The organism is Thermatribacter velox, assembly GCF_038396615.1.
GTDB lineage: Bacteria > Atribacterota > Atribacteria > Atribacterales > Thermatribacteraceae > Thermatribacter > Thermatribacter velox.
This window is the reverse complement of the sequence record NZ_CP121689.1, coordinates 1,949,240-1,962,501: the sequence shown is the minus strand read 5'-3', so window position 1 is coordinate 1,962,501 and position 13,262 is coordinate 1,949,240. Positions and strand designations below refer to the sequence as shown.

15 protein-coding genes are annotated in these 13,262 nt (G+C 46.3%); 11 read left to right on the top strand and 4 right to left on the bottom strand.

Annotated features, from left to right (window positions below; genetic code table 11):
• The first annotated feature begins 188 nt into the window (after positions 1-188).
• The 11 genes from QBE54_RS09705 (at position 189) to QBE54_RS09655 (ending at position 9,843) form a co-directional block, all read left to right on the top strand.
• A complete protein-coding gene (locus tag QBE54_RS09705) occupies positions 189-1,058 on the top strand; it encodes a 4Fe-4S binding protein (RefSeq protein WP_369017989.1) in 870 nt (289 codons plus the stop codon).
• Positions 1,058-1,948 (top strand): 4Fe-4S binding protein, encoded by an 891-nt coding sequence (locus tag QBE54_RS09700; protein ID WP_369017988.1) that lies wholly within the window; start codon positions 1,058-1,060, stop codon positions 1,946-1,948. The genes QBE54_RS09705 and QBE54_RS09700 overlap by 1 nt, the downstream gene beginning before the upstream one ends.
• Positions 1,949-1,954: 6 nt before the next feature.
• Positions 1,955-2,284, top strand: coding sequence for a NifB/NifX family molybdenum-iron cluster-binding protein (locus QBE54_RS09695; protein ID WP_369017987.1), 330 nt, complete (start codon positions 1,955-1,957; stop codon positions 2,282-2,284).
• 175 nt (positions 2,285-2,459) lie between these two features.
• A complete protein-coding gene (locus QBE54_RS09690) occupies positions 2,460-3,188 on the top strand; it encodes an MBL fold metallo-hydrolase (protein WP_369017986.1) in 729 nt (242 codons plus the stop codon).
• Positions 3,189-3,201: 13 nt separating this feature from the next.
• Entirely contained in the window at positions 3,202-3,948 is a 747-nt protein-coding gene (locus QBE54_RS09685; protein ID WP_369017985.1) for an Mrp/NBP35 family ATP-binding protein, read from the top strand.
• A gap of 175 nt (positions 3,949-4,123) precedes the next feature.
• The gene (locus QBE54_RS09680; RefSeq protein ID WP_369017984.1) at positions 4,124-4,765 is read left to right on the top strand and encodes an SGNH/GDSL hydrolase family protein; all 642 of its coding nucleotides are present in this window, start codon (positions 4,124-4,126) and stop codon (positions 4,763-4,765) included.
• 14 nt (positions 4,766-4,779) lie between these two features.
• Positions 4,780-5,952, top strand: coding sequence for a sugar MFS transporter (locus tag QBE54_RS09675; protein WP_369017983.1), 1,173 nt, complete (start codon positions 4,780-4,782; stop codon positions 5,950-5,952).
• The gene (locus tag QBE54_RS09670; RefSeq protein WP_369017982.1) at positions 5,945-7,072 is read left to right on the top strand and encodes a M28 family metallopeptidase; all 1,128 of its coding nucleotides are present in this window, start codon (positions 5,945-5,947) and stop codon (positions 7,070-7,072) included. Before QBE54_RS09675 ends, QBE54_RS09670 begins: the two co-directional genes overlap by 8 nt.
• Positions 7,065-7,925, top strand: coding sequence for a phosphatase PAP2 family protein (locus QBE54_RS09665; protein ID WP_369017981.1), 861 nt, complete (start codon positions 7,065-7,067; stop codon positions 7,923-7,925). The genes QBE54_RS09670 and QBE54_RS09665 overlap by 8 nt, the downstream gene beginning before the upstream one ends.
• Position 7,926: 1 nt before the next feature.
• Entirely contained in the window at positions 7,927-9,267 is a 1,341-nt protein-coding gene (locus QBE54_RS09660; RefSeq protein ID WP_369017980.1) for a GH1 family beta-glucosidase, read from the top strand.
• Between the two features lie 54 nt (positions 9,268-9,321).
• Positions 9,322-9,843: an ECF transporter S component gene (locus QBE54_RS09655; RefSeq protein ID WP_369017979.1), complete on the top strand. Its 522-nt coding sequence runs from the start codon at positions 9,322-9,324 to the stop codon at positions 9,841-9,843.
• 49 nt (positions 9,844-9,892) lie between these two features.
• Here the strand turns inward: QBE54_RS09655 and QBE54_RS09650 are convergent, their stop codons facing one another.
• The 4 genes from QBE54_RS09650 to QBE54_RS09635 form a co-directional block, all read right to left on the bottom strand.
• Complete coding sequence (locus tag QBE54_RS09650; protein ID WP_369017978.1) at positions 9,893-10,294, bottom strand: ferredoxin-thioredoxin reductase catalytic domain-containing protein; 402 nt, start codon at positions 10,292-10,294, stop codon at positions 9,893-9,895.
• The gene (locus QBE54_RS09645; protein ID WP_369017977.1) at positions 10,281-10,538 is read right to left on the bottom strand and encodes a glutaredoxin family protein; all 258 of its coding nucleotides are present in this window, start codon (positions 10,536-10,538) and stop codon (positions 10,281-10,283) included. Before QBE54_RS09645 ends, QBE54_RS09650 begins: the two co-directional genes overlap by 14 nt.
• Before the next feature lie 397 nt (positions 10,539-10,935).
• Positions 10,936-12,096 (bottom strand): N-acetylglucosamine-6-phosphate deacetylase, encoded by a 1,161-nt coding sequence (gene nagA / locus QBE54_RS09640; protein ID WP_369017976.1) that lies wholly within the window; start codon positions 12,094-12,096, stop codon positions 10,936-10,938.
• A gap of 35 nt (positions 12,097-12,131) precedes the next feature.
• Complete coding sequence (locus QBE54_RS09635; protein WP_369017975.1) at positions 12,132-13,172, bottom strand: SIS domain-containing protein; 1,041 nt, start codon at positions 13,170-13,172, stop codon at positions 12,132-12,134.
• Positions 13,173-13,262: the final 90 nt, after the last annotated feature.

The window sequence follows — 13,262 nt, the reverse complement described above, 5'->3', positions numbered from 1 at the left end:
GGTTTGGGAAGAGGAAGAGGTGCTCCGCGAGGAAGAATGGGTGGTTTTGGTATGGGACCAGCTGGAGAGTGTGTTTGTCCTCAGTGTGGTACACGCGTTCCCCATCAGCGGGGTGTTCCCTGTTTTCAAATGAAGTGCCCTAATTGTGGCGCTCCACTTACTCGTGCAAGATAAGGATGAGGTAAGAAATGGTCATTGCTTGTGCCAGTGGAAAAGGCGGAACGGGAAAGACGCTGCTTGCAGTTAGCCTGGCTCTTGCCTGTTCCGCTTCAGAGCAAATAGTGTTTGTGGATGCCGATGTGGAAGCACCCAACGCTCACATCTTTTTGAAGCCAGATATTGAAGAAGAGCGGGTAGTGGAGGCTTTTTCTCCCCAGATTGACGAGGGAAAATGTGATGGGTGTGGCGAGTGTGCCGATTTTTGCTATTTCTCAGCGCTGACTCTGGTTAAGGGGAAAGTACTCTTCTTTCCCGAGCTTTGCCATAGCTGTGGTGGTTGTGAGTTGGTTTGTCCTCGGGGGGCAATTAAAGAAGGGGCCGTTGAGAAAGGCAGAACAAGAAAAGGAGTGGCGCGTGAGGGGATTGTATTTTGGGAAGGAAGGCTTAAAGTTGGCGAGCCGAGAGCACCAGCAGTTATTACTGAGCTGAAGAAAGCGGTTAAAAAAGAGTTTCCAGATACTTTAACCATTGTGGATTGCCCCCCTGGTGCAAGCTGCGCTTTGGTCGAGGCAGTTAGGGATGCAGATTTTTGTATTCTGGTAACCGAGCCTACTCCTTTTGGTTTGTCGGACCTTAAGGCCGCTTTCCAGGCAATTCAGGAGTTGGGGATACCCTGTGGAGTGGTGATTAACAAAGCGGGCATTGGGGGCGGTGGTATTCTGGGATTTTGTGAGGAGAAGGGAATTCCGATTCTGGGTGAGATTCCTTACCGGAGAAGTATTGCTGAAAAATACGCTCGGGGCCTTACCCTGGTGGACGGAGAGGATAACCTGAAAAGAGAAGTTCTTGCCATATACCAGGCGCTTCGCCGGGTGACTTTAAAAGGAGCCGGAAGCTGATGAAGCAGGTAGTTGTTTTGAGTGGAAAAGGTGGAACTGGAAAAACCTCGCTTACTGCCTCACTTGCTTACCTGGCAGGGGATGAGGCGGTGGTAGTAGATGCTGATGTCGATGCGCCGAATCTTGAGCTTCTTGCTGAAAGGAAACCCCTTTTTGAGGAGCCTCTTTTCTGGGGGAGATCGGCAGTTATAGATTACGAGCGTTGTGTGCATTGTTTACTTTGTGTTTCCTACTGCAGGTTTTCTGCTTTGCACGTAAAAGAAGGGTTGCCAAAGGTTGACCCAATAGGGTGTGAAGGGTGTGGAGTTTGCCAGAGAGTGTGTAATTTTTCTGCGATTGAGATGCGTGAGAAACTGACTGGTCGTTTTTTTATCTCCAAAACTCGCTGGAATAATTTTCTTTTTCATGCTCGTCTTGCTCCTTCAGGCGAGAACTCGGGTAAGCTGGTAACTTACCTGCGCAGAAAGGCGGAAGAGAAGGCCAGAGCGGAGAAGAAATATTTGCTCATCGATGGCTCTCCTGGAATTGGTTGTCCGGTTATTTCCAGCCTGGTGGGGGTGGATTTGGCTATCCTGGTGACTGAACCCACTCTTTCTGACCAACATGACCTGGAACGCATAGTAGCTCTGGCCAGGCATTTTGGGGTTCCTCATTTTGTGGTTGTCAACAAGGCGGACCTGAGTCTTAAGAATCGGAATCGTATTCGGGAATTCTGCTCTCTTCAGGGGATAGAGCTTATGGCCGAGATTCCCTTTGATCAGCAAGTGCTTGATGCCCTGATGGTGGGTATACCGGTGATCGAATATGATCCTCAAAGCCCCTTTTCTCAAGGGGCACGAGCAATTTGGCAAAAGGCTCAAGATTTTTTGAAAGCTCAGGAAAGGAGTTGAGATGCAGTGAAGGTGGCTATTGCTTCTTCGGACGGAAAAACCGTTGCCCAGCACTTTGGGCGCTGCGAAGGATTTGTGGTGGTTGAAGTGGAAGGAAGCAAGGTGTTAAACAGGGAATATCGTAAGAATCTCTTTTCCAACCATCAGGGAGCACATGATGGAGGAGAGGGAAATTGCAGTCCGGTTGATTTGCTAAAAGACTGTGATGTAGTAGTTTCAAGCGGTATGGGTCCAAGAGCGTACAAGCGGCTGAAAGAACAGGGTAAAAAGGTGGTTATCACGGACGAAACAGAAGTAGAAAAAATTATCGGAGAAATCCTTACTCAGTCTGAATGAAGCGAGCACAGGGGGTAATGCCTTTGGAGAAGAATGGGAGAGAAAACGAGGAGAGCTCCAAAAGTTATCGGGCAGGAAAATGGGTTTTCGAGGATTTGAGGAAAAACTCTGGGCAACCATGTGCACCTGGGCGAAAAAATTTTGAAAGCTGCCATGGAAGTCAGAAATCGGGAGATTGGAAAAGAAAGAGGAGCGTGGGGCGGTGAAGGTAACCATCTTATATGATAATTTCCCTTTTCTTTCTGAGCTTCTTCCTTCACATGGTTTTTCTTGCTTGGTTGAGGGAGAGGAAAAAGTCCTTTTTGACACTGGGGAAAGCGGCCCTCTGCTTTTCAAAAATATGGAGCTTCTGGGGATAGACCCCCTGAGTATATCCCGGGTGGTCATCTCTCACGAGCACTACGACCACATAGGCGGTCTTGGGTATTTGCTTGCCCGGAACCCCAAAGTGGTAGTATACATCCTTCCCTCTTTTTCTCAGGATGCAAAGAGGGAAATAAAGGAACGAGGAGCGCGTTTTTTAGAGGTGGAAAGAGGAATGGAAATAGCTCCTTCGGTGTTCACTACCGGGGAAGTAGAAGGACCGGTTCGGGAACAGGCTCTGGTGGTAAAGGGCGAGCAAGGTTTTCTTTTGATTGGAGGATGTTGTCATCCCGGAGCGGTCAAAATGGTGGAGGCAGCCGCTTTAATTGGGAATGGTAAAATTGAGCTTTTGATAGGTGGTTTGCATCTTTATCAGTCGAGTGACGAAGAAATCATGCAGACCTTGCAGGGCTTGAGGCAGCTGGGTGTTTCGAAGATAGCTCCTTCCCACTGCAGTGGTTTTGCTGCCCTGGATTATGCTCAAAAACTCTGGGGAGAGAACTACATTGCTTCCGGAGTTGGGAAAAGTTTCAACTTTTAAGGAGTGAGTTTTGATGAGTCGTTATAGCAAAATAGGAAAGGTAATCGCAGTGATGAGCGGAAAAGGAGGAGTGGGCAAAAGTTCGGTGACGGCACTTCTTGCCTGTGAACTTGCCCGCCGGGGGAAGAAAGTGGGGGTGCTGGATGCCGATTTGACCGGACCCAGCATTCCTACCATGTTTGGTGTGCTGGGTAAGCGACCGGAGACCATAAACCCCGGGATACTGCCAGTACGTACTGAAAAGCTGGGCATAGAGGTTATTTCGGTGAATCTCATGCTTGAAAAACCGGAGCAGCCGGTTATCTGGCGAGGTCCTCTTTTGAGTAAAGCTATCCAGGAATTCTGGGAAGAGGTAGCCTGGGATGATCCGGATGTTCTACTTTTGGATCTTCCACCGGGAACCGGGGATATTCCCCTTACTGTTTTGCAGGCTATTCCTCTGGATGGGGTAATTATCGTTTCTTCACCTCAGGACCTGGCATTTCTGGTGGTCAAAAAAGCGGTTAATATGGTGTATCAGCTCAAAAAGCCCATTCTGGGTCTGGTAGAAAATATGAGCTACGTGGTCTGTCCTAACTGTGGAACGACGATTCGCCCCTTTGGGAGAGAAAAAGGCAAAGAAATTGCAGCTTCCCTTTTTATACCTTTTCTGGGAGGTCTTCCTCTGGATGCGGAACTCTCCAGACACTGTGATGAAGGAACCATTGAAGAATACGAAAACGAAGGCGTATCTGCGATAGCGGATAAAATAGCTCTATAGTGGGGTAATTTTTACCAGAGAAACGATTTCCTTTCAAAAAGTTTTCTGCAGGTTTCTCCTGGGCTTTCTCTTTCTCCAGGCTTGCTTTTCTCTTTGAGTAGTCGTAGCATTATGTTTGGTTTGTTTTGCCTGGCCAAATGATGCCTGGTGGAAAGTGGTAGAGGAGGTTTGCAGAATGTGGGTTGCAGATCCCAAAGTTATCCTTTGTTTTGGCGATTCTCTGACCTGGGGTTATCATCCCAGAAACGGTGAGCGTTATCCCTTTCGGGAGCGCTGGACAGGGATGTTGCAGGAAGAGTTGGGTGGGGAATACCGCATTATCGAAGAAGGTTTGTGTGGTCGGACCACGGTCTGGGATGATCCGGTTGAAGGAGATAAAAATGGTAAAAAGCATCTGGGGCCGATACTTGAGTCCCACCGCCCTCTGGACCTTGTGGTTATCATGCTGGGGACCAATGATTTGAAGAAACGTTTTAACCTTTCTCCTTTTGACATTGCGCAGGGTGCTGGTTTCCTGGTGGATATGGTGCGCCGAAGCGCTGCAGGAAGGAACGGAGGGTCTCCTGAGGTGCTTTTGGTCTGTCCTCCACCCCTTGCTAAGCTCACCGATTTTGCAGGCCTTTTTGAAGGTGGCGTGGAGAAATCTAAAGAACTTGCTTCCAGTTACCGCATCATCGCTCGTTTTAAGCGCTGCCATTTTCTCGATGCAGGCGAAATTGTGAAGACCAGCGATATCGATGGAGTGCACTGGGAGGTGGAGGAAAACCGGAAGTTTGCTCTGAAACTTGCTTCCCTAATCCGCAACATCCTGGGTTGATAAGGAGACTTTTTATGGGGAAAAAGTTGCAGCTTTTGCCGTTTTGCTGTGCGCTGATTTTAATAGGTTTTGGCCTCTCCGGTGTGGGTTCCCTCATTCCTGAAATTGCCAGCCATTTCAAAGTGGATTACGCCGTTGCAAGCAGAGTGTTTCTTTTTCACGGTTTGGGGTATTTTTTTGCCATTCTGTTGGCTGGTTTCCTGGGAGACCTTTTGTCCAGGTTTCTGATTTTGCGGATCGGGCTTGCGATCATTATTTGGGGTCTTCTGGGGATATCTCTCCTTAGCTGGTTCGGGCTGGTGATTGCTTTTTTTGCAATCATGGGAGTGGGTCTGGGATTTCTGGACTGTATGCTTAATCCAGTGGCAGCGTCCATTTTTGTCCATAATCCGGGTACAGTCTTGAATTTCATGCACGCTTTTTTCGGTTTGGGCTCCCTTTCAGCTCCCCGCTTATACGCTTTTTTGGTTGAGCAAGGCGGCACCTGGCAGAGTTTTTATCTCGTGGTTTGTGGTTTTGCAGTGCTGGTTCTTGTGCTCTTTCTTTTGCCTCTTTTCCCCAGTAAGAAGGAATTGCCTGTCTCCTTTGGCAGAATTTTCTCACTTTTCCGGGAGCCAGTTTTCTGGTTGATGGGTTTCACCATGATTTTCTATGCAGGAGGGGTAAGCACCTTAAATGGTTGGCTGGTAGCTTATCTTAAAGAAAAGGGAATAGCGCTTTCCCAGGCTGCCTCTTTCCTTTCTTTTTTCTGGACTGGTCTTTTCACGGGGAGGCTTTTACTTTCTTTTTTATCGGAGCGCTGGGGTTACTTGAACATGGTACGCCTCAACTCCATAGCTGGTGCTCTAGCACTTTTGGTGGTGCTTACCATTACTCCTTCTTTTCCACTCACTCCGGTTTTGCTCTGCGGTGCAGGTTTTGCCCTGTCCACGATCATACCCACCACCTTAGCTTATGCGGTGTCCACGTACCCGGAAACGTCTTCCATGGCTTCAGGGTGGCTGCTTTTTAACAATGGTATTGGCAACTTCCTTTTTCCCTGGCTGGGAGGTGTGGTGGCTTCCTGGCTGGGTTTGCGATTTACCATGCTTTTTGTGCCGGTTTCGGTTTTGCTCATGCTGCTTTTTCAACAGCTTCTCTTTGTAAAAAGTAAGACAGTTTTTGAGGAGGGGGTAAGCAGTGGATGAAGCATTTCCTTACCTTGAGAGAACTCTTGAGAAGGTGAGGGTGGTTGGACCACGCCTGAGTGCTTCTCCTGTGGAGGCTGATTTTGCCCGCTGGCTTGGGGAAGAGCTGCGTAGGATGCAGCTTACCGTTGAGGAAGACGAGTTTCGAGCGCTTTCCACCTACAGCTTTTTTTACTGTGGAATCTGGAGTTTGTTTCTGGCTGCCTTTTGCCTTCTCTGGTTTTCAGGCTGGCTTGCTGTGCCGTTGGCGCTTTTTGCTCTGCTTTTGACCTATTGCAATCTCAACACGGTACCTCTTTTAGCCACTTTGTTTACTCGCAAAAAATCCCTGAATGTTCTGGCCAGAAACACCGATTCTCCCCGGGTCATCCTGTGTGCCCACCTGGATTCAGCAAGGACTTCTCTTTTTTTTGACCCTCGATTTGCCGTTTCTCCTCGTCTCAGCTTGTTGTTCACTATTCTTGCTTCAGCCTGGATGACGGTAGTGGTCTTGCTTTATACAGTGCTGGGATATCCCTGGTTGCGCTGGTTGGGAGTACCAGCTTTTCTGTATCTTGGATTTCTTTTTATTCTCCATGTGCACCGGGAATACTTTATGCCTCCTTCGCCTGGAGTTAACGATAATGGAAGTGGAGTGGCGGTGGCGTTAGAGCTTGCCTTTCGCTTGAAAAAGATGAACTTACCTTTCTGGGTGCTTTTTACCGGGGCGGAGGAGTCAGGTACTTTTGGAGCCCTCCGCTTCTGGAGACAACACAAAAACTTGCTTCAAAGCGGGATACCAGTGATTAACCTGGATAACCTGGGAGCAGGTAGACTGACTCTGGCCACTTTAGAGGGGATGTGGGAGGTAGTTGTTTCTCCGGAAGATTTGCGTCGAGAAATAAAGGCAGCAGCACTTGAGAAAGGAATAACCCTTCTGGAACGGCCTTATCTTGGTCTTTCCACTGATGCCACAGTTTTTCTCAAAAGAGGCGGCAGGGCGGTTACTATGATTGGTCTTGATGAGCGAGGCCTTCCACCCAACTGGCACTGGATAACTGATAGACTGGAAAATTTGCATCGGCCCAATCTGGAGCAGGCAGTGATTGTACTTGAGGAGTGGGCAAAAAGATATGTTTGATGTTACACCCCTTCTTTTTCTGCAGGGTTTGCGCAGCCCTTTCTGGAACAGTTTTTTTCGAGGTGTTTCGGTAGTGGGTTCTGACCTTTTTTACCTGGTCGTTCTGGTTATCTGGTACCTGGCATTTAGCAAAAGAGAAGGTATTTATTTGAGTCTGGTGCTTTTTACTTCTCTTTTTCTGAACTTTGCAGTAAAGAGTCTTGTGGCTGTGCCTCGCCCTTATTTGCATCCTATGCTTCAAGCCATCTCTGAAGCAGAGGGTTTTTCTTTTCCGAGTGGCCATGCTCAGTCTACGGCCACTTTCTTTTTTTCACTGGCCTTACTTTACAAAAAACGGCCAGTTTGGGTTCTGGCCTTTTTGATGGTTGGTCTGGTGAGCTTTTCGAGGCTTTACTTAGGTGTGCATTATGTGGAAGATGTGCTGGCTGGGGCTTTACTGGGTGCCGGATTTGCTTTTGCAGCATTTTATCTGAAGGGTAAGCTGGAAGGAAACGAGGTCAACATTGTTTTTTGGTGGAAGGTTGCCGTTGCTGCGGGAGTGGCGCTTTCCCTTTTTTTGTTTTGCTGGGATGACCTTTCGGCTCGAGTGGGAGGGGCTATCAGCGGAGCGCTGCTGGGCTGGTTTCTGGAAGGTAACGCTGAAAACCTGGCATGGAAAAGCCTATTTGACAGGATAGTGTTTCTGGGGCTCGCCCTGCTTAGTGTACTGGCCTGTTTTCTGGTCTTACGCGGGGTTTTTCCGGAGGGAAGGGAGTTTCTCTTCCTTCGTTATGCTATAGTAGTCTTCTGGGTGGTTTTTGGCATTCCGGTGCTCACGAGGCATTTAAGGAGGAAATTGGCTGGGGGGAGTTGAAATGCCTTATTTTCCAGAGGATTTCATTTTTGGTGTGGCTACTGCTTCCTATCAGATTGAGGGTGCGTGGAACGAGGATGGCAAGGGTGAGAGTATCTGGGATCGCTTTGCGCACACTCCAGGTAACATCCAGGATGGCACCACGGGGGATGTGGCTTGTGACCACTACCACCGCTTTGAAGAAGATGTAGCTCTTCTGAAGGAACTGGGTGTTGATGCCTATCGCTTTTCCATATCCTGGCCCCGGATATTCCCGGAGGGAAGGGGTCGAGTTAACGAGAAGGGGTTGGATTTTTATCGCTCGCTTACTGGGAAATTGCAAGAAGCGGGTATTAAACCTGTGGTAACCCTTTATCACTGGGACCTTCCCCAAAAGCTTCAGGATAAAGGAGGTTGGGAAAGCCAGGAGACGGTAGAAGCCTTTGCGGAATACGCGCGTTTCCTTTTCCAGAGCTTTGCCAAAGAAGTTTTCTTATGGATTACCCATAACGAACCTTGGGTGGTGTCTTTCGTAGGGCATTATGAGGGAAGACATGCACCGGGTAAGCGGGATTTCAAATCTGCGCTTCAGGTAAGCCGTAATCTGCTCCTTTCTCACGGTCTCGCTGTGCAGGCTTTTCGAGAGGAGAAAACCCTGGGTTCCATTGGCATTACCCTTAATCTCACTCCTGTGCATCCTTTTTCTGATAGCGAAGAGGATATTCTGGCAGCCAAACGCTGTGACGGTTATTTTAACCGCTGGTTTCTGGATCCTCTTTTCAAGGGTGAGTTTCCAGAAGATATGCTTCTCTGGTACGAGAAAAAGGGCTTTGCCCTTCCTCAGTTGAGCGAAGAGGAAAAGTCTCTGATCGCTCAGCCCATTGATTTTCTGGGGATTAACTATTACTTTCGGCGCGTAGTTGGCAAGGGAGAGGGAGCAATTTTTGAGGTAGAGTTTTTTAATCCACCCCAAAGCGAGTACACCGATATGGGCTGGGAAATATACCCTGAGGGTCTTTATGAGATTGTGAAGAGAGTCAGTGAAGAGTATCAACCGGAGGATATCTATATCACCGAAAACGGCATTGCGCTTCCTGACCAGCCCGATTCCAAAGGACGGATTAATGACCAGAAGCGTATCGATTATCTGCGTTCTCATCTTCTGGCCCTGCATCGTGCTGTGGATGAAGGGTGCCCGGTTTCGGGATATTTTGTGTGGAGTCTCATGGACAACTTTGAGTGGGGTTTCGGTCTTTCCAAGCGCTTTGGGCTGGTTTACGTGGATTATACCACCTTGCAAAGGATTAAAAAGGCCAGTTTTTACTGGTATCAGAAGGTGGTTAAGTCCAAAAGAGTGGATTGATAGCGTCCAGTATTTTTGAGGTTGGAGATGCGCTTTGTTCTGGAGGGATGAAATTTGCAGGCCAGAGAAATAACCAAGATGGGAGTATTGATAGCCATAGGGGTGGCTTTGCCCTACTTTTTCCACTTTACTGGTATTCCCGGGCAAGTGTTTCTACCCATGCATATACCAGTGCTTCTGGGAGGATTTTTGCTGCGTAGTGGAGGAGAGGTCTTTCTGGTTGGGCTGATTTTGCCTATCCTGAATTTTTTGATTTCTGGAAGGCCAGTTTTCCCATCGCTTGTGGCCATGATGTTTGAGCTCGGTGTGTATGGTCTGTCGGCTTTCTTGTTTTATCAGCGCTTGCGCTGGGGCATTCTTTCTTCGCTGGTTGTGGCCTTATTTTTGGGAAGGGGTGCTTTCATTTTAAGTAGCTGGATTCTCTTTTCGCTTTTGGGACGTTCGTTTGGCTTGCTTCCGCTCCTCCAGACCCTGTTTATTGTGGCATTGCCGGGTATTCTGATTCAGCTGGTTTTGATACCTCTTTTGGTTGCTGCTTTACTAAAAAGCCGGAAAGAAAGCCCGCGCTTTTTCTGAAGGGGATTCGACCTTCTTTACGGGGGCGCTCCTGCGCCCCCACAGGTTTTTATTTCCAGAACAGGCCGCAGTGACAACGACCGTTTTTTTCTACGCTTCCCTGGCGGGTTTCCAGGCAGGGACAAACGTTTTCCGGTATATTATCAATTTTGCAGGGGCAGTAAAAATCCCCAAAGCGTTCGTATTTTTTCAATAGGCCTTCGATTAGTGGTTTTTTCATTTCGTTGAAGTGATATCCTCTGAGGCGGGCAAAATTTTCTATACGCTGGGTGATTTCCTCTTCTGGGGAGAGGTCAGAAGGCCGCTGGGCTTTTATAGTGCCGTTTTCTTCCACAAGTTCCAGTACTGCACCGCAAACCGGACAGACTATTTTTTTTCCAGGTTGCTTTTCTTCTTTGTATAGGAAAGAAACCTGACATACTGGACAAAAAAGTTTTTCATTTGAGCTCATCTTTGAGTGCCTCCCTGATTTTTAGTTCATCATATCCCACGATTACCTCATCTTCGATCACGATCACTGGAAAGGCCCTTCTTCCTGATATAGCCTGGACTTTCTGGACGGTTTGCTCTTTTTCTGCTTCTGGCAAGAGATCAACATCCACAAAGTCAAAAGGGATGTTGTGTTTTTTGAAGAACTGCTTGGTCATCTGGCAAAAAGGACAGGTGCTCAGTGCATAAAGCATAACTTTTTTCATGATTTTTTCCTCCTGGTTTTGCTAATCTTTGTGAATATTAAACCAGATAGTTTCACTTTTATTCGGTTAGATAGCAGTTTTTCAGGGCTTACTCAAGAACATCCATCCACCGATCTATCTTCTGGGTTGACTTTCTTAATCACCTAACAAAAAACTGTTCCTTACCAAAAATCTGTACGGGTTCTAATAATTTTGCGGGTTCTGGAAGGGGGTTTAAATTCCGTTTAGTTCTATGTTAACGTCTTCCTTATTTCTACTGTTTTGGAATTGTATTTGTGAAAGAAATCTCCAGCTTTCTCAGTTGTTAGTTTTATTACTTTCATTTTAGTTTTTCAAAATTGAATTTTATCCGAAGAACAAAGAAGCAGAAGATTGATTTTAAAAAGCACGATAATTTTCATAAAATTTTTCTCCCTTCTTGAAATACCCCCTGCACTCTAAAATTTTCATCAAAGACCACGATATCAGCAATTTTATTCTTTTCAAGGCTTCCCAACCTATCATCGATTTTTAAGAGTTTTGCTGGTAACAAGCTGGCCATTCGTGCTAATTCTGGCAGAGGAAGATCAAACAGCTGTTTCAGATTATATAATGCCTGATCTAAAGTAAGAGTACTTCCTGCTAAGCTCCCGGTTGAAACCATTCTGGCAATGCCGTCTTTCATCTCCATCATTTCTCCACCCATTTCATACATTCCGTCCTGCAAACCAGTTGCTCTAATGGCGTCGCTAATCAAAATAAGTCGATTGCGCTTACACAAGAGAGCAATTTTCATTATTTCAGGTGATACATGTATCAGGTCAGCAATCATTTCCACACATATCCCCTCAAAACCCAAAGCAAAAGCAAGAAGATTGGGAGAACGGTGATGGAGAGGATCCATACCGTTGAAAAGATGGGTTACCAGGCGAGCTCCTTTCAGGAAGGCCTGGAAGCTTATTCGGTAATCGGCCGTACTATGACCAAGGGAGACCAGGATATCCTGAGAAGTCAGGTATTCAACTATATCAAGAGCATTATCAAGTTCTGGGGCGATGGTGACCCTCTTTATAAGGCCTTCGCCGAGTGCAATAAATTCCTTTATTTCATTCAAATCTGGTTTGCGCAAGAAGGAGGCATTCTGGGCACCCCTTCTTTCAGGGGATAGATAAGGGCCCTCAAGGTGGATGCCCAAAATAGAAGGGAAAAGTTTTTTGCAAGATACCATGGCTTCGATAGCCCTCTCAGTCCTCTCCTTGCTTTCTGTTAAAGTAGTTGCTAAAAAGCGAGTTACTCCATGCTGAAGGAGAAAGGTAGTTATCCTCTCAATTCCCTCGGGAGAACCATCCATAAAGTCTTCTCCCACTGCGCCATGAATATGAAGATCTATGAGCCCCGGGAAGAGGTAGAAATTATCAAAGTCGAAAACAGGTCCGTTTTCATTTAGTAAGTGAAGAGATATGCTTGTAGCTGGTGCAACCTCTTTGATAAAACCTTCCTCAACCAAAAGAAAACCTTTTTGGAGAACTTGGTAGGGTGTTACGACATTGCCTCGAATTATGAATAACCGGTTTTTCATTTTTCTAATGATTTTTCTTTCTTTTAGTTCACCTTCTAATTTAATTTTACCACCTTGGTTAGATTTTTAGGTTTATCTGGATTGAGTCCTTTGTTGCAGGCTCTGAAGTAGCCTAAAAGTTGAAGAAAAACTACGTCGAGAATGGGAGTAAAGAAATCGTTAAGGGAAGGATTTTCGAAAACTATCTCCACAATTTTTGATTTATCCAGGTTAAGGGGCTTCTTTCCAAGGTTTAATATAGTAGCCCCCAGACTTATCATTTCTGATAACACGACTTTTTCGAGATCAAAGGCCTTTTCCGAAGTGAGGGCGATTATCAAGGTTTTTTCGTCAACTATGGATTTTGGTCCATGACGAAACTCTAAGAAGTGAAAGGTTTCGGTAGGCGTAAGGCTCATTTCTTTAAGCTTTAGCGAGCCTTCCCAAGCAATGCCGTAAAAAGGTCCACTTCCGAGAAATATGAATTTTTCGAAAGAAAAATCGTTGGCCAAACTTTGGACTATCCTTTCTCCAGTGGGAAGCAATTCATTGAGCAAACTAGGCAGTTCGAACAGGGCTCTTGGCAGGTTTTCTTTCTTTTTTAAGGCGAGAAAGAGTAAGGACAAAAGCATGGTGGAGAAGGACTGGGTCATAACCACACTTTCTTCGTGGGCTTCAGATGTTATTACTTGGTATTTCGAATAATGGATAAGGGTAGAATTGTCTTCGCAAGTTATACCTACTGTATCTATAGTGGTATTTTCTTTTTCAGAAGTCTGCAAAGCCTTGATGGTTTCTGAAGTTTCTCCTGAACGAGAAATGCCAAAAAGTAGGTATTGTTGGTTCGGCAGAAATACTCCTTCAGGGAATAAGAATATCTCAGATGCGGGAACACCTCTTGTTCGTTCTTGGTTTATTGCTTGCCAAAGGTAAGAGGCTGTTAGAGAAAGGTTGTAGGAGCTTCCGCAACCTGTGAAAATTATCTCGTCGTATTTTTTGTTCAGAAACTGGTTTGTTTTTGCTTTTTGTTGAAGATGAGATAAAGTTTTCTCCCAGGTAATTGGCTGCTTATGAATTTCAAGATAGGTGTGGTTCACCTTTATTCCTCCTTTTTTCATGAAAATGAAACTTTTTGTCGAATTATTGACAACAATCATAACCAATGATATCTTATTTTCAGAATTAAG